General features: G+C 43.2%; 23 protein-coding genes. 18 read left to right on the top strand and 5 right to left on the bottom strand.

Features of this window, described 5'->3' with window-relative positions; all coding sequences use genetic code 11:
* The first annotated feature begins 62 nt into the window (after positions 1-62).
* From H6550_08425 to H6550_08415, 3 genes are all read left to right on the top strand, one after another.
* The gene (locus tag H6550_08425) at positions 63-602 is read left to right on the top strand and encodes a hypothetical protein (protein ID MCB9046153.1); all 540 of its coding nucleotides are present in this window, start codon (positions 63-65) and stop codon (positions 600-602) included.
* 71 nt (positions 603-673) lie between these two features.
* Positions 674-2,857: a T9SS type A sorting domain-containing protein gene (locus H6550_08420; GenBank protein MCB9046152.1), complete on the top strand. Its 2,184-nt coding sequence runs from the start codon at positions 674-676 to the stop codon at positions 2,855-2,857.
* Positions 2,858-2,906: 49 nt separating this feature from the next.
* Positions 2,907-3,317, top strand: coding sequence for a hypothetical protein (locus H6550_08415; GenBank protein ID MCB9046151.1), 411 nt, complete (start codon positions 2,907-2,909; stop codon positions 3,315-3,317).
* 2 nt (positions 3,318-3,319) lie between these two features.
* Here the strand turns inward: H6550_08415 and H6550_08410 are convergent, their stop codons facing one another.
* A complete protein-coding gene (locus H6550_08410) occupies positions 3,320-4,069 on the bottom strand; it encodes a hypothetical protein (protein MCB9046150.1) in 750 nt (249 codons plus the stop codon).
* Positions 4,070-4,195: 126 nt separating this feature from the next.
* Here H6550_08410 and H6550_08405 point away from each other — a divergent pair, with 126 nt between their 5' ends.
* From H6550_08405 to H6550_08395, 3 genes are all read left to right on the top strand, one after another.
* Positions 4,196-4,519, top strand: coding sequence for a hypothetical protein (locus tag H6550_08405; protein MCB9046149.1), 324 nt, complete (start codon positions 4,196-4,198; stop codon positions 4,517-4,519).
* A 94-nt stretch (positions 4,520-4,613) separates the two neighbouring features.
* Positions 4,614-5,198 (top strand): hypothetical protein, encoded by a 585-nt coding sequence (locus H6550_08400; GenBank protein ID MCB9046148.1) that lies wholly within the window; start codon positions 4,614-4,616, stop codon positions 5,196-5,198.
* A gap of 8 nt (positions 5,199-5,206) precedes the next feature.
* Positions 5,207-5,983: a hypothetical protein gene (locus tag H6550_08395; GenBank protein MCB9046147.1), complete on the top strand. Its 777-nt coding sequence runs from the start codon at positions 5,207-5,209 to the stop codon at positions 5,981-5,983.
* A gap of 53 nt (positions 5,984-6,036) precedes the next feature.
* Here H6550_08395 and H6550_08390 read toward each other — a convergent pair whose 3' ends face one another.
* The gene (locus tag H6550_08390; GenBank protein ID MCB9046146.1) at positions 6,037-6,504 is read right to left on the bottom strand and encodes a hypothetical protein; all 468 of its coding nucleotides are present in this window, start codon (positions 6,502-6,504) and stop codon (positions 6,037-6,039) included.
* A 435-nt stretch (positions 6,505-6,939) separates the two neighbouring features.
* On the opposite strand from H6550_08390, the gene H6550_08385 reads away from it, so the two are divergent.
* Entirely contained in the window at positions 6,940-7,662 is a 723-nt protein-coding gene (locus H6550_08385) for an ATP-binding cassette domain-containing protein (GenBank protein ID MCB9046145.1), read from the top strand.
* Positions 7,663-7,718: 56 nt separating this feature from the next.
* Here the strand turns inward: H6550_08385 and H6550_08380 are convergent, their stop codons facing one another.
* Positions 7,719-8,138 (bottom strand): nucleoside-diphosphate kinase, encoded by a 420-nt coding sequence (locus tag H6550_08380; GenBank protein MCB9046144.1) that lies wholly within the window; start codon positions 8,136-8,138, stop codon positions 7,719-7,721.
* Positions 8,139-8,266: 128 nt separating this feature from the next.
* Between H6550_08380 and H6550_08375 the strand changes: the two genes are divergently transcribed.
* From H6550_08375 to H6550_08340, 8 genes are all read left to right on the top strand, one after another.
* Positions 8,267-9,265: a DHH family phosphoesterase gene (locus tag H6550_08375; GenBank protein MCB9046143.1), complete on the top strand. Its 999-nt coding sequence runs from the start codon at positions 8,267-8,269 to the stop codon at positions 9,263-9,265.
* 9 nt (positions 9,266-9,274) lie between these two features.
* Entirely contained in the window at positions 9,275-10,177 is a 903-nt protein-coding gene (locus H6550_08370) for an FKBP-type peptidyl-prolyl cis-trans isomerase (protein ID MCB9046142.1), read from the top strand.
* Between the two features lie 31 nt (positions 10,178-10,208).
* Positions 10,209-11,087, top strand: coding sequence for an FKBP-type peptidyl-prolyl cis-trans isomerase (locus tag H6550_08365; GenBank protein MCB9046141.1), 879 nt, complete (start codon positions 10,209-10,211; stop codon positions 11,085-11,087).
* 29 nt (positions 11,088-11,116) lie between these two features.
* Positions 11,117-12,109 (top strand): FKBP-type peptidyl-prolyl cis-trans isomerase, encoded by a 993-nt coding sequence (locus tag H6550_08360; protein MCB9046140.1) that lies wholly within the window; start codon positions 11,117-11,119, stop codon positions 12,107-12,109.
* 3 nt (positions 12,110-12,112) lie between these two features.
* Positions 12,113-13,756, top strand: coding sequence for a M1 family metallopeptidase (locus tag H6550_08355; protein MCB9046139.1), 1,644 nt, complete (start codon positions 12,113-12,115; stop codon positions 13,754-13,756).
* A 26-nt stretch (positions 13,757-13,782) separates the two neighbouring features.
* A complete protein-coding gene (gene mutS, locus H6550_08350) occupies positions 13,783-16,404 on the top strand; it encodes a DNA mismatch repair protein MutS (protein ID MCB9046138.1) in 2,622 nt (873 codons plus the stop codon).
* Positions 16,405-16,478: 74 nt separating this feature from the next.
* Complete coding sequence (locus H6550_08345; protein MCB9046137.1) at positions 16,479-17,159, top strand: YdcF family protein; 681 nt, start codon at positions 16,479-16,481, stop codon at positions 17,157-17,159.
* A 25-nt stretch (positions 17,160-17,184) separates the two neighbouring features.
* The gene (locus tag H6550_08340; GenBank protein MCB9046136.1) at positions 17,185-17,487 is read left to right on the top strand and encodes a hypothetical protein; all 303 of its coding nucleotides are present in this window, start codon (positions 17,185-17,187) and stop codon (positions 17,485-17,487) included.
* A gap of 35 nt (positions 17,488-17,522) precedes the next feature.
* On the opposite strand, the gene H6550_08335 is transcribed toward H6550_08340, so the two are convergent.
* Together H6550_08335 and H6550_08330 are read right to left on the bottom strand one after the other, a co-directional pair.
* Positions 17,523-19,217, bottom strand: coding sequence for an amino acid permease (locus H6550_08335; GenBank protein ID MCB9046135.1), 1,695 nt, complete (start codon positions 19,215-19,217; stop codon positions 17,523-17,525).
* Between the two features lie 69 nt (positions 19,218-19,286).
* A complete protein-coding gene (locus H6550_08330) occupies positions 19,287-20,441 on the bottom strand; it encodes a geranylgeranyl reductase family protein (GenBank protein ID MCB9046134.1) in 1,155 nt (384 codons plus the stop codon).
* Positions 20,442-20,653: 212 nt separating this feature from the next.
* Here H6550_08330 and H6550_08325 point away from each other — a divergent pair, with 212 nt between their 5' ends.
* From H6550_08325 to H6550_08315, 3 genes are all read left to right on the top strand, one after another.
* Positions 20,654-22,198 (top strand): SulP family inorganic anion transporter, encoded by a 1,545-nt coding sequence (locus H6550_08325; GenBank protein ID MCB9046133.1) that lies wholly within the window; start codon positions 20,654-20,656, stop codon positions 22,196-22,198.
* Between the two features lie 233 nt (positions 22,199-22,431).
* The gene (locus H6550_08320) at positions 22,432-23,277 is read left to right on the top strand and encodes a T9SS type A sorting domain-containing protein (GenBank protein ID MCB9046132.1); all 846 of its coding nucleotides are present in this window, start codon (positions 22,432-22,434) and stop codon (positions 23,275-23,277) included.
* Positions 23,278-23,340: 63 nt separating this feature from the next.
* Complete coding sequence (locus H6550_08315; protein MCB9046131.1) at positions 23,341-24,810, top strand: hypothetical protein; 1,470 nt, start codon at positions 23,341-23,343, stop codon at positions 24,808-24,810.
* Positions 24,811-24,831: the final 21 nt, after the last annotated feature.

Below are 24,831 nucleotides of genomic sequence, written 5' to 3'. Positions count from 1 at the left end.
TCTTACATTACGAGACCGAGAGAGACATTACAAGCATTGTTAACTTATCACAACATCATAACATGATGACCACGAGGATATTAATAGCTGTAATGTTGGTTTTGACAATTATTCCAACAAGCAAAACATTTGCACAGGATGCATCAGCAAGCCAGCTGGTCAAAGTGCATCTGGAACCTATTATTGAGATAGCTGCTCTTGAATCACCTAATGTAAATCTGGGATTTAATAGCATTAGTGATTATATAGGCGGAATCAGATCCAGCGCCCAGACATTTTCCGTGCATTCCAACAAAGACTTTGTTGTAAGCGTGCGCACCAATTCCTCTTCATTTTCCTATTCAGGCAATGCATACCCTGCTCCGCAAATGCCCGTCAGCAACGTTCTTTTTCTTGAAGTAGCGGAAAACCAAACGGGTGGAACCATAGCAAACTCTTTTAACGCTTACAGGTCGTTATCCAACACGCCACGCGATCTGCTGCTGGATTGTAAAAACGGGGGTAATCAAACATTCGCTGTAAACTACAAAGCCACACCCGGTACAGATTTTCCTGCAGGAGATTATACGGTAGATGTCATCTACACAGCAACACAACCATAGTTCATAAAAACAGCTTATTGGGCTGGCTATGTAGCTCAGATTACCTATATTTATTGAAATTGAGGTCGTGAATGAGGCGATATATAACCATCCTGGTATTTTTACTTTGTGGCTTACAGGCAGGTGCCAACCACTTTACCGGTGGAAACCTTCGGTATGAATACACAGGCGTCCAGCGCCAGTACAGGGTGGTACTGACACTATACAAGTCGTGCGAACCAACAGCTATCGACCTGCCATCATTCATCAATATCTATGCTGAATCCAAAAGCAAGAATATAATCCTCAGCAAAAACCTGGGAAGAATATCAGAAGATACATTGGCGGTATTTTGTCCGGGCACCATAAATACCTGCAATAATATGACATCTCCCTACCCTGGATATATAGTAGCAGAATACGCTGATACAATTATATTCCCGGTAGTAACCAATGACTGGAATCTTGTCTTTTCTAACAGCAGCCGCTCCCTTAACATTGTCAACCTGCAGGGTGCCAGTGGTACTGCTTTTTATATTGATGCCCCCGTAAACATGTCCGGAGTAGACAACTCTTCTGCAAAATTAGCTGAATACCCTCCTCATGTATTATTCATTAATGATAGTATTGCCATTCCTCTGTCGGCAACAGACGCTGATGGTGATACTGTTGCCTATAGCTTTATTAATCCTGAATCTTCTTCCGGAACGAATATACCCTATTATACAGGGTATAATTACTCGCAGCCATTCGGGCAAACCGGTTTGTGTTACATAAAAAATAATAATACGCTGGTGATGAAGGCTACCGCTGTTGGTAAATACACGATCGCCATGCGTATGAAAGAATACCGGAAAGGAAAGTACATTGGTTACACTACGCACGACTTTATCGTTACATGTGTAAGTAGTTCGCCGGGCAATAAATTGTCCATACCCGAACCTGCTACCAGGAAATACATGAACACGTACACTTGCCCGGGCCGTAAAAATTACCTGTCACTGAATTTTATCGACCCGGCTTCCGCCGACTCTGTCTACATGAATATTACAACGCCATCCATTCCGGGATTCTCTTTCAATACAACCGGTAGTAATGGTGTAGGCAGTGCTAATGGTTCAATAAGCTGGACTACCCCACTTTCAATGAACCCTTCAACACTTACTTTCTTTGATATCGCAGTTCTGGTCAGGGACAACGCCTGCAAACAAAAGGGCAAAGCCACCTATATTTACCGGGTAAATACAAGGGAGTGTAGTGCCGACTCGGTATGGCCGGGCGATGCTAATACTGATAAAGTTGTAGACATGTACGACCCACTGGCCATTGCTATGAACTATAATGATACTGGTAGTGCGCGTCCTAATGCAGCTACCACGTGGGCAGCGCAGTACTGCCAGTACTGGGATGGTTCTTTCCTGAATAATATTGATGTAAAACATGCTGACTGTAACGGTGACGGGATGATCGATACGGCTGATCTTGCCATTGTCGACTCCAATTACAGCAAAACGCACCCTAAAGGAGGTGCAGCACAAAAAACTACAGCCGGACCTGACCTGTATTTCGACCATTCAGGTATACACCCTAACCCCGACTCTACTGTTTCCATTAAAATGTTTCTGGGTAATGCCAACACACCTGTCTCGGACTTCTACGGATTGGCAACCCATGTGCTGGTAGATGGCCTTTCATTAGCAACTCCGCCCGTTATAAAACACGGTTCCAACTGGATAGGCGACTCAACCAATACGCTCAACTTTACTAAAGAGGTTTCGGCAACTTCGGTAGATTGGGCTTTGGCACGCACCAATAAACTAAATGTAAACGGGCAGGGATGGATCGCTGACCTTGAATTTAAAATACCGGCAAACACTGCAAGCGGCACTTTGGTCACACTTTCTTACAATAACACTAAGATAATTGATAAAGAAGGGCTTGATAAATTTGAGTTCAATACCCTTACCGACACGTTCTATGTCTGGCAGCCTGTATATATCAGCAATGTAAACAATAGCATCAGTAAGCTCAGGCTATACCCCAACCCTTCAGACGATAAAGCATTACTCAGCTTCCATTCACCGCAGCCTTGTACTATCAGCATCTGTGTTACTGATATGACCGGCAGAATACTGGAGTCGTATAACAACTCGTTACAAAAAGGAGATAATACGATACAGCTGTCTGCCGGAACGCTGCCACCCGGCCTCTACCTGGTCAAAGTTTCATCAATAGACGCTGGTTTTGCAGAGACTTTAAAATGGATAAGACGATAGCACTTTGCTATGGCATTATTATTGCTCATTCATTCCATAAAACATAGTTATGAAGCGGCTGTTACCCTTATTTGCTTTACCATTCCTGTTAGTAGCCTGTACAAGGGAAAATAACAACGGTACCGGTGATTGCAGTAAAGCAATATGCACACTTGAGTTCAGGTATATACAAACCAGTGTGATGTATAAGAACGGGGATACTGTAATATTGGATAAATATTATACTATCAACACCAATACCGGCGATACCATACAGGACAATAATGCCGGACTATACCCCGAGGGTAGCTATACCGTATTGACAGATAACTACACAAACAAAATGTTCAATAAGACATACAATTTCCGCTTTATAGGCATCCTGAACAATGTCATTGTGGTAGATGAACCATTTGCCATATCAGCAGACTGTTGCCACATTAGTAAAGTATCAGGCAACCAGTCTATAGTTATTGACTGACATTAGTTACGGGTGATAGTTGAAGTACAACTTTCGTTAATGGTAATACCCGATACGGTATAATTGATGATCAGCTTATCGTCATCATAGGTACCATCTCCACTATAGCTTACTGAATTCACAGTCTGTACAGGTATATCCAGCGTATTGGTTTTCGGGTCAATATTCGCATAAATAATATTGGTCATCACACCACTGAACAGGCCTTTTATATGAATACGGTTCTTAACAGTATCATCTGACACTATATTTACATTGTCATTCACTGATCCTTTGGTACTGCATGCTCCTGTTTCTGTAAAACTGCCGGCCAGGCCATCAGCCGGATTGGTATAAGGCAGTACAGTAACATTGATATAATAGTTATCAATACCGGCAGTAGCACTCGCGCCTTTTATCTTGATTTTGTAGGTTCCTTCTTTTACACGGACGTTTTTGATCACCATTGAGGTGTTGAAAGAAGGTTTTTCAGAATTTACAGGGTCAAACCTCACTTCCATGCCTTCCGGAAGATCTTCTCCGGTCAATAAGACTGTTTCCGATTTACCTGCCAGTTTCTCTACAAATATTAGAGAGCGCACTTCGCCTATCCTTTCCAGTGAGGTGTCTTTCAGGCCATTTACTTTATAGTCGAATTTTCCTGAATCTTCAGGTACATAGGGAGATAACGGCGTATCTTTTCCACAGGATATTACGGCAACTATTGATATTACCGCAAGAACCGCCATATATAAGTATTGCTTGCTACGCATCAGGTATTTCGTTTCGTTAAATTAAAGATAAGTATTGTTATGTTCTTATCACTCAATTTTCATAAAACTAAAACTATGCCATAAATAAAAAATATTATATTTATACCTATAACAACAAACGTTTATATGCAGCAAGCCAAGGTATCTATCAGTCAGTTTGCCACTACGTGGTTAGAAAAAGGGCTCAGTAACCAGCAGATAAAAACCGAGTTACTCAGCATTGGTGTTGACGAAAGGGATATAGCGGATATGCTGAAAGAAATAAGTAAAATGCGCCAGGCTCGTAATACAGCCAACGGGCTCTATTTTATCCTGGCAGGTGCCATGCTTTGCCTCATCAGTTGTATCATCACCCTCATGTCCGCTCAGACCAATGCTATGGTTTTATACGGATTCACCAGCATAGGTATAGTTGTTGTTTTTGTTGGTTTATATAAAATATTCGGTTAACATACTAATCATCAGTTAATAACAGCAGTAATTATCAAAAACAAACAATAATCAAAACAATTGCAACTGGCATATTTATTGGATGCTGTTACACATGATACTCCGTAAACTTCTTCATCCTGTTATTCTGTTAAGTGCGGTAGCCATGCTATATACCGGCTGTGGCAGAAAAAACATCTCATTCATATATCTGCCACCACATGTCGCAGTATTTACCGGCAATGAGCCTGTTCCTGATGATGGCACGGCATCTGCCAGTGCTATGTACATTGATGTCTACATCCCAACACAGGATGTAGGATATGTTTTCAATTATCTATTGCCGGGCAATGCTGCATATGCGCTGAGCCTGCCTGAACAGAGACATATACCGCTTGAGCAAATTACAGATATCTGCGTCCGGCCGTTGTCTGCTTACAATAGTAGGTATGCGGCACTCGATGATATGTCTGCTACCTGTTCTTTTTCAGTATTACAGGATCAATCCTCAACTATATCCAAAGACTCATTACTGAATTACAGGAACAGTTTCATGGACGAAGGTTTATATACAAGGTTCCGTATCTGGCTCAACGAATCTCCCTCCGACATCAGCAAACAGCAATTCATAGTTGAATTAATTACAACCGATGACGCACGGCTGGCCGATACCACGCAAACAATTACACTAAAACCATAAGCAATATCATGAAAAGACTACCGGCCATATTAATATTACTACTCATCGCGTGTGATGCGTCTGCACACGAGGACCGTTTTTATTTTTTCCTGAATATGGGTTGCGACTACCAGCTGAATAATGGTGATGTCGTCAACAATACATACAACACCAATGCACTGACGATCAGTAATACTGCTTCATCGCGCATCGGGCTGGAATTCCGTGGAGAGGTAACACATCACTTTTTCATGTCTGCAGGTATGGATTACAGGATAATCCCGCATAAACTCAATATCAACTACAGGGCAGATAAAGCGGGCTTTACTAACACAAACCAGGCATATACCGGGGCAATAGCCTTCACAAGCCATAATATCGACCCCTATATCAAGTTCGGGCATACCATACCAGTAACAAAGCGCGCTAAGATAGACATCTCATTTGGCGCGATATTCAGCGTACCGGTAAATGGAAAAATTAATGATAACAGCCTTGTCCTACTTAATATAACAAGCGATAAGTACAAAGACCTTGCTATGTACTCAAATGACACATGGGGAAATAAAACCCCGTCACTACTACCTGTAAAGTCCTTGTACACAATACAACTCGCTTACAGAATAAGCCCTGAAAAGGCAGGTGGCAAAAGGTATAAAGCAGGTATAGATTTTTCCGGTTCTGCTTCAGGCAGCATGAATAATGCTACGATAAAGTATTATGGTGCCAATCGCAGCGATGTTGGCAACAGCAGCTTCGCCGATCGTTTTCTGTCCGTAGGCTTGTTTGTAGCCCTAGGTATTTAAAGAACAAGGCCCGCACATATGCACGGGCCTCAACACTATATCTTTATTAATAGTTAATCATCATTCTGATCTTCAGACAAAGTGATCTTGGCCAGCCTGGCTGTTGCTTTCACCTCCGTTATCTTCACAATAAAACCGATACCTATTGCAGGCCTGCGCACTTTGTAGGCATATTTAGGATAGAAAGCTACATCATAACCCGGGTTATCTATCATCATATTGTACAATGCATAATTTCCTACCTTATCTGTAGCTATCATGCTGCCAACAACAGGTATCTTAGCACTGGTCACGGCAGATTTATCGCCGATGTACCCGCTTTCTTTCTTCAGTAAGCGACTCCAGTCTATACCCAGTACCTTTATTTCTTTTGCTGTACCATCTACCTGGTCACTAAAAATAAAATCATCTTTTTCGAATTTCACCAGCGAATTGGGTTCCCTCATTGTCCTGCTGGTTGTAGTGCAGGATGCAAAACTGACAGCAACTGCGGCTGCTAATAGTAGATGTTTATAAGTCATAAACGGTCGATTTTTTCGTGAAGATAATCTGTAGTAACTATATAGTCAATGCAAGATTATATATAAATATCCCATATCCAAACCAAATACTATTTAAATTTTATTTTAAAATATTATTTAGTATATTTGCTATTATAAAACAACATGTGAAACTATACAAACCATATCAACCTAACAATAACACCTCCCGCACTTATTGCGGGATTTTTTATGTGTACATTCTATTTTTTCGTTGCACAACAGGAAACAAAAAGAAACAAACCAGCCCCAAAACATTGATTACAAATAAATTACAAATATTCACCAATGAAAAAACAGGAACAAAATACCCTCTACAGGAAACAAAACAGGAACAATTGGAACAAAATCGTCACGGTTATCACCTTTTAACTTTTTACCCCATTAACTAATTGACCAATTTCATAAATTCGCACCATGTCCATTATTGTCAACAACCTGGTTAAAATATACGGCGAGCAGACCGCTGTCAACAATATATCATTCACACTGAATAAAGGCGAAGTAGTTGGTTTCCTCGGGCCGAACGGCGCGGGTAAATCTACTACCATGAAGATGATCACCACCTACCTGCCCCCTACTGCGGGCACAGCCAGTGTTTGCGGCTACGATATCGTCAAACAATCCATGGATGTACGCAAAAGGATCGGCTACCTGCCCGAAGCAAACCCGCTGTATTACGATATGTATGTTCGTGAGTACCTGGAGCTGAGTGCGGGCATACACGGCATCAAAAAGCCCAAAGACCGCATAGAGGAAATGATACATATGACAGGGCTTACCAAAGAGGCGCATAAAAAGATAGGTATGCTCAGCAAGGGCTATAAACAACGTACCGGCCTTGCGCAGGCAATGCTCCACGACCCCGAAGTGCTGATATTGGACGAACCTACCTCCGGCCTGGACCCATTACAGATAGTAGAGATACGAGACCTGATAACACGTATCGGTAAAGAGAAGACCGTACTCTTGTCAACGCACATCATGCAGGAGGTAGAGGCTATGTGCAGCCGTGTTATGATCATAAGCAGTGGCAACCTTGTTGCCGATGACAGCATGGAAAATATCAGATCGGCTAACCGCAGCCTGGAAGATATGTTCCGCGAGGTGGCGGGCCAGGCAGGCGTATCGGAAGAATAAAAAAATGTCCCGCAGGGCAGCACCCGGCGGGACACAATATATTAACGAATGAAAACTTAGAACCTTTCCAGCATGCTGAAGAAGAAGTCACCTTCTATCACAGCATTCTCATCACTATCAGAACCATGAACGGCATTTTCACCAATAGAAGTAGCATAAGCCTTGCGGATAGTACCTTCAGCAGCCTCAGCAGGGTTAGTAGCACCTATCAGGCTGCGGAAATCTTCAACTGCGTTGTCTTTTTCCAGTATCGCCGCTACAATAGGGCCACTGCTCATAAACTCGGTCAGCTCACCGTAAAAAGGACGCTCTTTGTGTACTGCGTAGAACATACCTGCCTGCTCTTTGCTCAGCTTGGTATATTTCATTGCAATGATCTTAAAACCTGCTTTGTTCATCATTTGCAGGATATTACCTATGTTACCGGCACGCACCGCATCCGGCTTTATCATAGTAAATGTACGGTTAGACATGATCTATCTTATTTAATTTTTATTAAAGACGGCGCAAAAGTAGGGTTTATTTGTGATTTTAAAATGAATAGCTGTGATAGATGCACTCAGAAACGTACTTTTGCAGCTTATTTTAATGTTCGAGGGCAGATATGAGACCAATACAGGATATACTACCGCTGTTACAGGCACCCAAAAAGATCTTCATCACCACACACCACAAACCGGATGGAGATGCGATCGGTAGTATGCTCGGTCTGTACCATTACCTCGTGAAAAAAGGACACCATGTCACCCCGGTCAGCCCGGGCGAGTGGCCGGAATTCCTGGCTTGGATGCCTGGCGTTAAAAATATGTTGAACTACGAGGCCGAACCCGAACTCGCAAAAAAAGCGATCAAAGAGGCTGACTTTATCTTCTGTGTCGATTTCAACAATTACTCACGCACCAAGCATATGGAGCAAGCACTGGAAGAGGCCACACAGCCTAAAGTACTCATAGACCACCACTTGTTCCCGGCCGATGTATGGACCTATGGCATGAGTGATGCTAAAAAGAGCAGTACCTGCGAAATGGTGTACGACTTCATTAATCTATCGGGAGATAACGATATGATTAACAAAGAGATGGCAGAATGTATTTACACCGGAGCATTAACTGACACAGGGTCTTTCCGCTTCCCGGTAACAACGGCAGATACACACCGCATGGTGGCCGACCTGATGACCCGGGGACTGGAGCACGCCAAGATACATGAGCACATATACGACTGCTGGGACATTAAACGCATGCATTTTCTCGGATATGTATTATTGGAGAAAATGGAGATATTCCCTCAATATCATGCCGGACTCATCAGCCTGTCCCGCAAAGATATTAAGCTGTTTGGCGTAAACACCGGCGATATGGAAGGATTGGTCAATTACCCGCTCAGCATTGCCAACATACGTTTCGCCACTATGATAACCGAACGTGGCGACGAGGTGAAACTGTCGTTCCGCAGCAAAGGAGACTTTGATGTGAACACATTTGCCAGGCAACATTTTAACGGCGGCGGGCATTTTAACGCCTCCGGAGGACGTGCAACCGAAAGTTTTACGGACACTGTAACATTATTTAAGCAAATTTTATCCGATATTCACCCCCGATAAAAAATAAACATGACAAAAAATCAGATTTTAGCATTAGCAATTGGCGCAATTAGCGTAGGTTTTACAAGCTGCGACAAAACAGGCGGTTACAAAAAAACATCAGACGGGCTTCTGTATCGCATTATTAAGGACGAACCGGGAGAAACACATCCAAAAGTAAATGACATCGTAGAAATGCATGTTAATATACGTATCGGTGACAGCACTCTGCTGAACTCTCGCCAGATAAATGGTAACCAACCATTCAAATTCCCACTGATGGAGGGTACTTTCAAAAGCGACTGGATAAATGGCATGACACTACTTACCGCAGGTGATAGTGCTATATTCTACGTCCCTGTTGACTCTGCTAAAAAGTATGCACAGGGCAACTTCCCTGAATTTGCTCAGAGCGGCGACACTGTAATATATGAAGTACAACTGTTGTCTGTTGAGTCTGCCGAAGATGTGAAGAAAAAAGAAGAAGAGGCAGCCAGCAAACAAAAAGAAAATGATGATGCAAAACTGCAGGCATATTTTGCAGAAAAGCACCTTACACCACAAAAAACGGAATCAGGCCTGTATTACATCATAGACAAACAAGGTTCAGGTCCGAACGTAGAAAAAGGTCAGAAGGTAACGGTAAACTACACAGGTACCAACCTGGAAGGAAAACCTTTTGACTCAAATGTTGATCCGCAGTTTAACCATGTGGAACCATTCTCTTTCGACGCAGGTGTAGGCCAGGTAATCCCCGGCTGGGATGAAGGTATCCTGTTGTTGAACAAAGGCAGCAAAGCGAGGTTTTTTATACCTTCACCTTTGGCATATGGCCCAAGGGATATGGGACCCGATATGGGAGCTAATGCGATACTGGTGTTCGAAGTAGAGATCAGGAACATCGAACCGGGCGACACTAAACCTGCACAATAATTTCAGTTTAACAGACAAACAGTAAGGATAGATGAGATACTTTCAATATATAGTTACCTGCTTTATTTGCTTTTCACTTTTCAGTTGTTCATCAACCAAAAAGGTGGCGGTAAAAGATGTACCTTTTCAAACAACCCAAAGTGGCATTAAATACAAAATTCCGAAAGATGCAAAAGGTAAGAATTACCCCCAGGAAGGTAACTATGTTGAAATATTCATCAAAACCTATTCGGGCGATAGCCTGATATTTAACTCGAGGGAGCAGACAGGTGGCAAGCCGGTCAACTTCCCGGTTAGCTTGCCTCGTTTCCATGGCGACCTGTCAGAGGTATTCCCACTTATGACACCGGGAGACAGTGGTATATTCATGGTATCGGTTGATACATTGAAGGCAAACAAGCAGAACCTGCAACCATGGATGAAGGAAGGTGAATACATTACCTACTCCATTGAATTGGTATCTGTAAAGACTCAAGAGCAGTTGGATAAAGAAAGGGCAGAGAAAGCCAAAGAATCCGGCGACCCGGAGAAAGAAGACAAGACGCTGAATGCTTACTTTAAGAAACACAAAGTAACACCTAAAAAGCGCCCTTCCGGTATGTACTACCTGGTAACCAAAGCTACTGATGGAGAAAAACCAATATCAGGGCAAAAGGTAAAAGTAAAATATACAGGAAAACTGATGGATGGTACTGTTTTTGATTCTAACGAAGACAAGGATCCTTTTGAGTTCATATTAGGTCGCGGACAAGTGATCAGGGGGTGGGACGAAGGTATCGCCCTGCTGAAAAAAGGTGAAAAAGCGACTCTGTATATCCCGTCATACCTGGCATATGGTGAGAATTCTCCCAGCCCGAAAATACCGGCTAACTCTGCATTGATATTCGATGTTGAGTTAGTTGATTTTTAACAGATAAACATAATATAATTAATTAAAGCATGAAAAAGACTACGTCTATATTTATCACAACCCTTTTTATCAGTGCACTAAGCGTTCCCGCTGCACATGCACAAACTAAAAAAGATAGCAAAAAAGATAAAAGCACTAAAACAGAAACTGCAAAAGTGCCTGTATCTGATTCAAAAGGTAGTATTACTCCTGATGGTTATACTACGCTGGAAGCAGGTACAGACTATAAGATCATCACAGATGTACCCGGTGATGTTTACCCTGACTATGGCGACTTCCTGGAAATACACCTGAACACAATGGTCGGAGACAGCATCATATTCGATACACGTGATGCAATGGGCAACGGACAACCGGCTCCACTCCAACTGCAGAAATCACCTTTTAAAGGAGACCTGCTGGAAGCATTGAAACATATGACCGCAGGAGACAGCGCTCAGGTTCGCCTTTCTGTTGATTCATTGATAGCTGCAGGTGTACCAGAAGCGCCATGGATGAAAAAAGGTGAAGGTCAAAAACTATTGTACAACCTGAGGATAGTTTCAGTTACGCCACAGGCAGTGAAAAAGAAAATGGATGAAGAGAAAGCTGCAAAACAAGGAGAAACTGATGAACAGCTTATAAAAGACTATCTGTCCAGGAACAAGATCAAAGCACAGAAAACAGAATCCGGATTGTACTATGCGATCAAAACGCCGGGTAGTGGTGAAAATGCAAGAGCAGGACAGAAAGTATCTGTAAACTATACCGGTATGCTGCTGAATGGCGAAAAGTTCGACTCAAATGTTGACCCTCAGTTCCAGCATGTTGAACCATTCGAATTCATGTTAGGTGCAGGTAATGTCATTAAAGGTTGGGATGAAGGAATAGCCCTGCTGAAAAAAGGTGGCAAAGCTACCCTTTACATTCCGTCAACTATGGCATACGGGCCTAACTCCCCCAGCCCTAAAATACCGGCAAACAGCGTACTGGTATTTGAAGTTGAACTGAATGATATCATGAATACCGGAAACGGACAATAAACAATGAGGTATCTCGCACTATATACTATGTTGTTCTTGTGGTATTTGCTTCCTGCAAATACCACATTTGCTTATACGAGTCAGGACAGCCTGCGAGGCAGCAATACCAATGGCCGCAACTGGTGGGATGTAAAGGAATATTACCTGTATGTGTCTTTTGATACGGCTCAGAAAAGCATCTCAGGCATGAACATCATGACCATCATCAAGGCTGATGTTGTGCCCGATAGTATGCAGGTAGACTTGCAGGAACCAATGATGCTGGATAGCGCTGTATATGAAAAGAAGAAAATAAAGATAGCACGAGATGGAAATGTGTACTGGCTGATACATGACTTTGGTAAATGGGATGGCAATAAGGAGCACAAGATAGAACTATACTATCATGGCAAACCCAGGCAAGCTAAGTTGCCCCCATGGGACGGTGGTTTCGTCTGGACAAAAGACAGTACGGGCAAACCTTGGATAGCTGTTGCCTGCCAGGGCCTGGGCGCCAGCAGTTGGTGGCCCTGCAAAGACTACCAGGGTGATGAACCGGACAACGGCATGACCATGAACTTATATGTTCCTTATGGTCTTATCACCATCAGCAACGGCAAATTTGCCGACAGGCAAGACACCAAAGACAGCACTTACTCGCTTTGGGTATGGCGTGTAAAGAACCCCATCAATACTTACGATGCCACCTTTTACATTGGTGACTATGCCGGATGGCCGGATACCATAAAAGGAGAAAAGGGAATACTGGATCTGGGGTTCTTCCCGCTGAAATATCATGAAAAGGTAGCCCGTGAACACTTCAAGGTAACCAAGCAGATGTTGCACTGCTTTGAATACTGGATGGGCCCCTACCCTTTTTACGAAGATGGATACAAACTGGTTGAAGCACCTTACCTGGGTATGGAACACCAGAGCGCTGTGGCCTATGGCAACGAATACAAAATGGGCTACCGTGGCGAGGACAGAAGCGGCAGCGGCGTAGGTCTTCTTTTCGACTTTATTATTGTGCACGAAAGCGGGCACGAGTGGTTTGGGAATAGTATTACAGCACAGGATATAGCCGACAATTGGCTGCACGAAGGGTTCACGACATACACGGAGGCCCTCTTTGCAGAATGTGCCTTTGGCAAGGATAAGGCCTTTCAATATGCTCGTGGTGAGTGGAAGAATATATTGAACCAATCGCCTGTGATAGGCAAATATGGTATACAGGATGAAGGCTCGCCAGATAAATATGATAAAGGCGCTGCTGTGGTGCATATGATACGTGTAATGATGAATGACGATGAGCAGTTCAGGCAGTTGTTGCGTGGACTGAACAAAGACTTCTATCATAAGATTGTGACATCGAAACAGGTAGAGCAATACATTATGGACAAGACAGGCCTAAAACTGGATAAGTTCTTCGACCAGTACCTGCGCTCCAAAAACATACCCGTACTGGAATGGTATGTCAACAAGAAAGAAAAGAAACTTTACTGTCGCTTTACCAATGTAGTGGCAGGCTTCTCTTTACCCTTGAACGTAAAGGGTGGCAAACTGGACTTGCCCATAATAGTCAGTGACAACTGGCAAAGCGTAGGCTGGAAAAAAGGTGGATACAATGTATCTTTCTCCAAAGATTTTCTGATAGAACCTAAACCCTAAGTTTTTATTAGGTTTGTACAATTAGCATGGCAAAAGGAAAGAAATCAGCAGAAACACCATTGATGAAACAACACGGGGAAATCAAAGCAAAATACCCCGATGCTGTATTGTTGTTCCGTGTGGGCGATTTCTATGAGACCTTTGGCGAGGATGCGCTTATCTCATCCCGTGTATTAGGTATTACGTTGACCAAAAGGGCCAATGGCTCCGCCTCACATATTGAGCTGGCGGGTTTCCCTCACCACTCTGTTGACACCTACCTGCACAAATTGGTAAAGGCCGGCTACCGTGTAGCCATTTGCGATCAGTTGGAAGACCCCAAAACAGTAAAAGGTATTGTAAAAAGAGGTGTTACAGAACTGGTAACACCCGGCGTAGCTACCAATGACAAGTTATTAGAGAACAAGACCAACAACTTTCTGGCTGCCCTTTACCTGGGAGACGACCAATGTGGTATAGCCTTTGTAGACATCAGTACAGGCGAATTTTATGCTGCACAAGGCATCGCAGAATATATGGACAAGTTGCTGCAAAGCTTTCAGCCCTCTGAAGTACTGCTGTCCAAGTCGCAACAAAAGAGATTCCGCGAGCAGTTTGACACCAAGGTATACACCTTTTTGCTGGACGAATGGGTATTCCAGGAGCAATATACTTACGACCTGCTGACAGGGCACTTCCAGACAACTTCACTTAAAGGATATGGCCTTGACGGTTCTAAAGCGGCGGCTATTGCAGCAGGAGCAACACTGCACTACCTGAAAGATACTGAACATGCCAACCTGCAACATATAAACACCCTGCAGCGCATAGTTGCCGATGACTTCCTTTGGATGGACAGGTTTACCATCCGTAACCTGGAACTGGTTCACAGCACTGATGAAAAAGGAGCATGCCTGCTGCAGGCTATCGACAGTACCTGTACTTCAATGGGTGCCCGTATGTTGAAACGTTGGATGATATTCCCCCTGTTCGACATACACCGTATCAACAACAGGTTAGACCTGGTGAGTCATCTCATCAAAGACCAGTCCCTGAATATATCCATCGTCAACCTGATGAAACAGATAGGCGATGTAGAAAGACTGGTAGGCAAGATACCACTGAAGAAAGCCAATCCACGCGAGGTACTGCAACTGGCCAAAAGTCTTCGTTTCATGGCCGAGATACTGGATTTATGTAACAACGATGGTTACGAGCAGTTGGCGAACATGACCCGGCTGATGCAGCCCCTTACAGAGTTGCAGGAACGTATACTGAATACGATAGTTGATGACGCCCCGGCACAAACAGCAAAAGGCGGCATCATCAGGGAAGAGGTTCATAAAGGACTGGACGACCTGAGAAAGATATCACGCAGTGGCAAGACATACCTGCTGGAGATACAACAGAAAGAATCAGAACGCACAGGTATTCCTTCGCTCAAAATATCCTTCAACAATGTATTTGGCTACTACCTCGAAGTAACCAATACCCATAAAGACAAGGTACCTCCTGAATGGGTACGTAAACAAACCCTGGCCAACGCCGAGCGATATATAACACAGGAACTGAAAGAGTATGAGGAGAAGATACTGGGTGCAGAAGAAAAAATACTGGCTATAGAGCTGGATCTGTATCAGCAATTATTGGCAGAAATAGAGCCTTACATCTCAACTATACAGACCAATGCACATATCATAGCCCAGATGGATTGCCTGCTGAGCTTTGCTTACAATGCAAAACAATACAAATACCACAGGCCTGAAATAACGCAGGAACCTGTACTGAACATAAAGCAGGCACGCCACCCTGTAATTGAGCAACAACTCCCCCCGGGAGAAGCTTATATAGCCAACGACCTTGTGTTAGACAAAACTGAACAACAGGTCATTATCCTGACCGGGCCAAACATGAGTGGTAAATCAGCACTACTCAGGCAAACTGCTATCATAACCCTGATGGCACACATGGGCAGCTTTGTACCTGCCGATAGTGCAAAGATCGGGCTGACAGATAAAATATTTACACGAGTAGGAGCTTCAGACAACCTGAGTGGTGGCGAAAGTACCTTTATGGTGGAGATGAACGAGACAGCCAGTATCATCAATAACATAACGGAACGCAGCCTTGTATTGCTGGATGAAATAGGTCGTGGTACTAGTACTTATGACGGTATATCAATAGCATGGTCAATTGTTGAGCATCTGCACAATACAGCAGCAAAACCTAAAACATTGTTTGCCACCCACTACCACGAACTGAATGAGCTCGAACAACGATTAGAGAGGGTCAGGAACTACCATATCACCCACAAAGAAACCGGCAACAAAGTAATATTCCTGCGTAAGCTGGCACCGGGCGGCAGTCGCCATAGCTTTGGTATACAGGTAGCACGGATGGCAGGTATGCCCCACTCTCTGTTAGATCGCGCCAACGAGATACTCAGCCTACTGGAAGAAAAGCACAGCAGCGAAAGCTCTACGTCCGAAAAGATAAAGAAAGTGCAACCTGCAGCCGCCAACTACCAGTTGAATATCTTCAATGGCCTTACAGACGACCTGCGGGACATACAGAAAGTTTTGTCCGAAACAGATATTAACACGCTCACTCCTGTTGAGGCCCTGATGAAGCTGAACGAACTGAAAAATATTGTAAAAGACTATCAATAAGTTTTATAGATACATTCACACTATATCATTGAACTTTATAAGGCTGTAATTGTTACAGAAAAAATATTAGTTCAATGAAATATATCGTTTCAATATTACTGCTTTCTTTTATCCTTTATTGTTCCGGTTGCATATCTGTAGTGGGAGGGCCCAAAAGGGCATTTGAAAATGCAAAGGAACATAACGTAGTTTTTGATGCGATCATTGTTCCCGGTATCCCATTGCAGAATGGCCATTGGGATTCAGTAATGAAGGCTCGTGTTATATGGGCATATGTGCTGTATAAGAACGGCATGACAAAGAACATTATCTTCTCAGGTAATGCCGTATACCAGCCGTATTATGAATCAAAAGTAATGGGACTATATGCACAGGCGCTGGGTATACCCAAAGAAAATATCTTTTATGACACGATGGCCAGACACAGCACTGAAAATGCTTACTACTCTTACCTGGTGGCTAAAAAACACCATTTCAAAGTATTGGCATTGGCATCTGACCCCTTTCAGTCTGCCCTGCTCCGTAAGTTCACAAAAGTGCGCTTCGGGACACAAATATATCATATGCCTTTTGTCATGGACTCTGTAAAAAAATATAGTAACTTCAATCCTGAGATCAATCCTGAACTGGCAAGAAGTAAAAACTTTAATGCTTCGCTCACTGATGAGCAATCAAGCTTCAGGCGTTTTTTCGGGACAATGGGTGGAGACATCAACTGGAAACAATACGAGCACAGAAGAGTTCCGCCTCTTTAACAAACAACACTAAATTGAAGTTACAATGACAAGCAACTACCACAAGCAAGAAGATGAAATTGTCATGAGCACTGACGGAGACGTTACTCAGGAAGACCTGGAGTCTCTGGGAGATAAGGACAAGGACATGGATGAAGGAGATGATGAACAAATGGGTAACACACAGTTGGATAATACTGACGATGACGGAGACCCTCTGAATGAAGAGATCGATGAATCAGGCAGCGACCTTGATATACCCGGTAGTGAGTTGGACGACGATGACGAAGAAATAGGTGAAGAAGATGAGGAGAACAACTACTATAGCGAAAGTGACAACAAAGACTAATTACTTTCTGTAAATGATACTATTAAGAGCAGGCTTTAAGCCTGCTCTGCTTTATTCAGTTTACTTTTATATCTACCGTAAGTAAAGTATACGACAAGACCTATCACCAACCATATAAGGAAACGTTCCCAATTTGAAGTGCCGGATTCGCAGAGCAAATAGCTGCAACAAAGAAAACCAACCACCGGTATCAACGAGTAGTCGTGCAGGTACGACAATACAGACATAATAAGAAACACGATACCGAATGCAATAAATGGAATCTGTTCCCTGATACCGTTATAACCCTCTCCTTTTGCTTCAAACAATGCACCGATACCTCCCGGATTATTCATGGCATACAATGTTACAGTAAGAAGAAATAAAACAGGCACTATATACTTTGCGTTTATATACGGTACTTTATACCTGCTGGGAGGTAGCTCGTCTGCCCTGCCCTCTGCCAAAAGCTTCTTACGTTGTTGCTGAAGCCGTATAATACCTGCACACACCAGTACAAATGCAAATAAGGTACCAACACTGCACAGGTCTACTACAACATCAAGATTCAGGAACATAGCAGGAATACCCACTACCAGCCCCGTAAGTATAGTAGAAAAAGAAGGAGTACCGTACCTGGGGTGAATACGTGAAAAAGCAGCAGGCAAGAGGCCGTCGCGGCTCATACTCATCCATATACGTGGCTGCCCCAGTTGAAATACCATCAATACACTGGCAGTAGCCACAATAGCACTGATGGCGACAATGCCAGCCAGCCAGTCAACATGATTGGCCTGGAATACATATGCAAGCGGGTCGCCCACATTCAGGTCCATATAGCTGACCATACCTGTCAGTACCAGGGCTATAGCAATATATAAGATGGTACATATAATAAGAGCATTGAACATAGCCTTGGGCAGATCTCGTTGCGGATCTTTACACTCCTCTGCTGTAGTTGAAATAGCATCAAAGCCGATATAAGAGAAGAACACTGCAGCAGTGCCGCCCATAACCCCTCTCAGTCCATTGGGCATAAACGGGCTCCAGTTATCAGGCTGTATATAAAACATACCTGCCAGTATCACCAGCCCAATCACTGCCAGCTTAAATATCACCATTGCATTGGTACTACGCTTGCTCTCCTTTATACCCACATATATGATCCATGTAATGATAAATGTGATAAAGAATGCAGGTAGGTCAAAGATCAGTTTTACGGCACCTAATTCAGGGGCATTCATCCATGCAGCCTTAGCTGCCTCAGTACCCATGTCTTTTGCGGTCCAGTAATCCATGGTCATCCAGTGAGGTACATGCAGCCCGAAACCTTCCAGCAACGATGTAAAATAATCGCTCCACGAAATAGCTACTGCAATATTGCCTATCGCGTATTCCATCAACAGGTCCCACCCTATGATCCAGGCTATTATTTCTCCGAATGCAACATATGAATAAGTATACGCGCTTCCCGACACAGGTACCATACTGGCAAATTCAGCATAACACATGGCTGCAAATCCGCAAGCCACAGACACGAATAGGAATAATAAAACAATTCCGGGACCGCCTTCAAAGCTAGCCTTGCCTATGGTCGAAAAGATACCTGCGCCAACTATTGCCGCTACCCCCATGAACGTAAGGTCGCGTACACCCAGAACACGTTTCATACCTGCGGCATGTGCATCGCTCATGCCACTGGCTACTTCCTTATTAATATGTTCAAGAGTTTTGCGACGAAATATTGACATGTAATACTGTTTGAAACTTTAAAGTACCCCCTATTTCTGTTATATCAAAAGGGGCAGTAGATGTACTTGTTAAAAACGCTCCTGTATTAACTTCCTTACAGGCTCCCACCCCGCAACCAAGAATACAACGTCCAGCAAAGCGGGCATACGTCTGAATAACTTTTGTGCCCGTGTACGCAGAAGCAATTCATCACCCAGCTCTTTCCATACTGCGTTGTCGTATGTTTTCATATACGCAGCAGAAAAGTCATTATGTTCAAAACAACGAATAGCGTGCAGCCCCGCCAACCTGCCGCTTGCCATAGCATTACCAATACCTTCTCCGGTTATCGGGTCTATCAGCGATGCCGCATCACCGCATAACATAAAGTTATCTCCCGACATCTGTACTCTTCTTGAGCCCAATGGCAGGCTATGCCCTTCCAGCTTACCTACAGGTTCAGCGTACTTAAAGCGTTCCTTTAACCCGGGCACTCCGTAAATGAAATCGTAGAACATGGCTCTCAGGTTGGCCTTTTTCGCTACGATATCACTGCTGATCATCCCGAAACCAACATTAGCCATACCTCCTGCTACAGGAAATATCCAGAAATAACCCGGCAAAAAATTCTTGTTGATATACATTTCTGTCTTGTCTGCATCCAGCTTATCTATTCCTTTGTAGTAAGCTCTTACCGCACCAATATGATGTTCCCTGTCTAAAATGGTTGAGGTAAGTTGCTTCGAGGTAACACTTTGAGCACCGTCAGCACCTATCACTAATTTTGCATGGTACGTATTCCCTTGCTTGTCTGTTATTACATACCCTTGTTCTCCGGGCCCAACACTTACCACTTTGCAATCCTGTACAACATCAGTACTCGCATATTGCTGTACCAGCTGAAACAGGTAGTTATCAAGATCAATACGTTTGCAGGTATAAGCCGGTATCTGCCAGTGTAGTTTCAGGGATTTGTTGTTATACACAACATCAGTATGCCTGGTCAGCAACTTTTGTTCAAAACTATTAAAGGTATCTGCCAATACAGTATCTATCTTACGCAGCGTATTGATGGCTCTCGCGGGCACAGCATCTCCACACACTTTATCCCTTGGAAAAATATCCCGCTCCAGTAGTGCTACTTTCAACCCACTGTCTTTCAGTGCTAATGCAGCAGCACATCCTGCAGGTCCTGCACCTGCTATTATTACATCATATTGTCTGAGAGATCCTTTATTCTGCATTATTGATACCGGGACGCTAATCTACTATATAATACAAGCAATTCAGTACATATTTATTTTGCAATACATCCCTCAAACCAGTACCTTTGCACCTCCCAAGACAGAGCATAATAATTCTTAATCAGTTATCAGGTTCAGATAACTACCGGGAGCTAATTGCAAAACGCCTTATAGGCAACATCCAATACCATAATAGTCATATAGAATAATTCATGAAGCCGATATTTCAATTATTTGACTTCAGACAGAAGGTTAATTATAAGAACGAGATACTATCCGGTCTCACTGTTGCACTTGCATTGGTGCCGGAAGCTGTAGCCTTTTCGCTCATAGCAGGGTTGTCTCCCCTGATAGGCCTCTATGCTGCATTTGTAATGGGGCTGGTAACATCTGTACTAGGTGGCAGACCGGGCATGATATCCGGAGCGACAGGTGCAGTTGCCGTTGTGATTGCCGCCCTGGTAGTAACTCACGGACAGGAATATATTTTCGCAACTGTGATACTGGCGGGCATTATGCAGGTACTGGCAGGCATATTTCGACTGGGTAAGTTCATACGCCTTGTACCTCAATCTGTGATGTACGGGTTTGTAAATGGCCTGGCTATCGTCATCTTTATGGCACAGCTTACACAGTTCAAAGAAGCGGATAATACAGGTACACTGCATTGGATGACCGGATCTACCCTTATGTTGATGCTGGGATTAGTTTTGCTGACCATGCTCATCATATGGGGATTGCCCAAGATAACTAAAGCCATTCCTGCTTCACTTACAGCTATACTCGTTATATCTGCTATTGTAATAGGACTGGGTATAGACACAAGAACAGTAGGCGATATAGCCTCTATTGAAGGTGGATTTCCTCCTTTCCATATTCCCGCAGTTCCTTTCACATGGGAAACCCTTGAGGTAATATTTCCTTATGCGTTGATAGTAGCAGGTGTAGGCTTGATAGAAAGCCTTTTGACACTGAACCTGATAGATGAGATAACACAAACAAGAGGACGCAGTAATAAAGAATGTGTGGCGCAAGGCGTTGCCAATGTAACATCGGGTTTCTTCTTTGGCATGGGAGGGTGTGCCATGATAGGCCAGAGCCTTATCAATATTTCGTCAGGGGCACGCGCAAGGCTGTCGGGTATTATAGCCGCAGTTATGCTGTTGATGTTCATTATGTTTGGCGCCCCTCTTATCGAACAATTACCAATGGCTGCGCTCACTGGTGTCATGATCATGGTGTCGATAGGTACATTTGAATGGGCCAGCCTCAGAACATTCGGCAAGATGCCTACGCACGATGTGCTGGTTATTATTATAGTAGCACTTGTTACTGTAGTGCTGCACAACCTGGCACTGGCAGTACTTATAGGTGTAATAATAGCTGCCCTTGTATTTGCATGGGAGAATGCAAAACGTATTCGTGCCCGCAAGTATATGGATGAAGCCGGGGTGAAACACTACGAGATATATGGTCCGTTGTTTTTTGGCTCGGTAGCCGCATTCAACGAAAAATTCGATATTCAGAATGACCCGGAAGAAGTGATCATCGACTTCAGGGAAAGCCGTGTTGCAGACATGTCAGGCATTGAAGCTTTGAACAGGCTTACTGAAAAATATAAGACTGCAGGAAAACAATTACACCTGCGTCACCTGAGCGGGGACTGCAGGCAGTTACTGAAAAATGCGGAAGAAGTAATAGAAGTGAATATTATAGAGGACCCGGCCTATAAAGTAGCAACAGATAAACTTGCATAAAAAAAACGGCGCTTCGGTGCCGTTTTTTTATTGTACACATACCATAAAGTAAAATCTTTGTGGTATAAATATGATACGTTCTACGGGAATAGACTTTCATATTACTAACAACCGGTTAGTACCTATGTCATTGATTCGTCAGAAAAGCACGCTTGTTAAGCTTCTTTAAGCATTGTTATGCATCATTATATGTTTAACAGGCGTAGCTGAACTTACTTTAGGCAAAAAAAGACATGAAAAACTTTACTCTTTTACTATTACTGGTAACTATATCATATTCATCTGCAAAGGCCCAATACTGTATGCTACCCGGCAGAACATCATATAGTACAAACCAGCCTGGTATTATCAATTTCAAACTACGAAACATAAACAGGTCATCAGCAAATGTTGAGAATCCCTTATCCTCCCCTTCCATTGTTGAAACGGGAGATTCAACTGTATTAGAAAGAGGCAAAACTTATGCACTGACTATACTTCATACAAAAGATGCAACTATTCCTGCTTTTGCTAACGCACGGAATAATATTCGTGTTTGGCTGGATTATAATGGCAACAAAGACTTTACAGATGCAGGAGAAACGATCATTACAAAGGATTTTGTTGCAGCAGGAACATTTACAGATAGTTTTACCGTTCCGATGACTGCCACGTTGGGAACAACGCGTCTGCGGGCAACAGCAAAGATGAGCTCTGATGCCGGCCATGTTGTTCCGACGCCGTGCGATGAGCCTAAGGACCCGATAGACTATCACGGTGAAATGGAAGATTATTGGGTTACTATAGTAGCTGAGGGGACTGCTGTAAATGAAGTGACGGGGAATGTGGTATCGGTAAATTTGTACCCTAACCCAACTACAGATAAGATTACGGTTACGCTATCTGACCTGCAACAAGCACCATTAACTATTGAACTATATAACATAACAGGAAAGAAAATAAGCACACTTGTTGAACAACAAGTTCAAAATGCCAACACATACCAATTCAACCTGGCAGAGAATGACGCAGGTGTTTATTTTCTGAAAATTGTTTCCGGTAACAATATTTCATACAAACGTATTGTCAGGGTAAACTAAGGTGTCGCTTACTGTTACCTGGGGGAGTGGTCATTCATTCCCCCTTCTTTCACTTAGATCAATATGTTATACCGTACAACTATACTGGTCATATATGTTCTCTTGTTTGCTATAGTTGCCTGCAAACATGAACCTGCTCTTATACGTAACACAAGTAGTAGTAACTATCCTGAAAATGTCGCTGATATCATCATCAACAAATGCGCAGTTACCGGCTGCCATAACAATGCCAGCTACAAAGGTGCAGGAGCACTTAACCTCACTACTTGGAACAAACTTTTTGAAGGTGGTAGTCTAGGAAGCTCAGTTATACCCTACCGGCAGGATTTCAGTACGCTGTGTTACTATACCAATACCGACACCAACTTTGGCGTAACATTACTACCCACCATGCCTGTCAATCAGCCTGCATTAAGCACAAAAGAATACCTTACGCTAAGGGACTGGATACTTGCAGGTGCACCGGACTCAAAGGGTCAAATTTGGCCGATGTTTGATCCCGGCAGAAAGAAAATATATATCACCAATAAACTTTGCGATGAGGTAACGGTATTTGATGCAGAAACCTTGTTGCAGATGAGATATGTAAAAGTCGGTAACAAATCATCAGAGGAGTTTCCGCACTCAGTAAAAGTAGCTCCAGACAAACAACACTGGTACGTATCATTTTTTGTCACTTCAGATATCGTGCAGAAATTCAGCGCAACTGATGACAAATTGATTGGCGAAATAAATATCGGTACGGGACAATGGACCTCCTTTACCATCTCAGAAGACTCGCGTTATGGTTTCTTTGTCGACAATGGCAAACCCGGAAAGATAGCTATTGCCGACCTTAAGAGCATGACCCTATTATATACATGGACATTTAATGATAAATTTAACTACCCTACAGGCATTGCCGTTAATAGCAAACTAAAGAAGGCATACGTGGGAAATGTCAATGGCAATTACATCTACTCCATTGACATGGATAATATGTCCAACCCCATAATTAAAGAACGGATCATCAATGATAGTAATAAACTGCTTAATAATTCTATCATCGACCCGACAGACCTTATAGCTGACACAACCAACGGCTTGTGTTATATAGCCTGTACAAAGTCGGCAGAAGTACGGGTGATGGATATGACTACCGACAGCATTATAAACATCATACCACTTGGCAGCAAACCAGCATTCATGAGTTATTCATATACCACAAAAAACATGTTTATTACCTGCCCTGATGATATTATGTCATTTCCCGGCAACAGAGGTTCTGTGCTTGTAGTAAACATGCAAGCCGGACAAGTGGTAAAAAAGATCAAAAGCGGGTACCAACCCTATGGGATAGCAGTAGACGACGAACAGCAGATGGTAACAGTTGTCAATGCCAATCTTAGTCCGGATGGTACCAAACCCCACCATTCATCTAACTGTATAGGCAGGAACGGGAATGTGACCTTTATTGATATGAGCACCATGGAATTAGTACCCGGCGTGCGATCAGAAGTAGCAGTTTATCCTTTCAGTACTGATGTTAGATAAGATCAATTTCTTGCTTACATT

The organism is Chitinophagales bacterium (assembly GCA_020636495.1).
GTDB lineage: Bacteria > Bacteroidota > Bacteroidia > Chitinophagales > Chitinophagaceae > UBA5543.
This window is presented reverse-complemented; position numbering and strand designations above follow the sequence as displayed.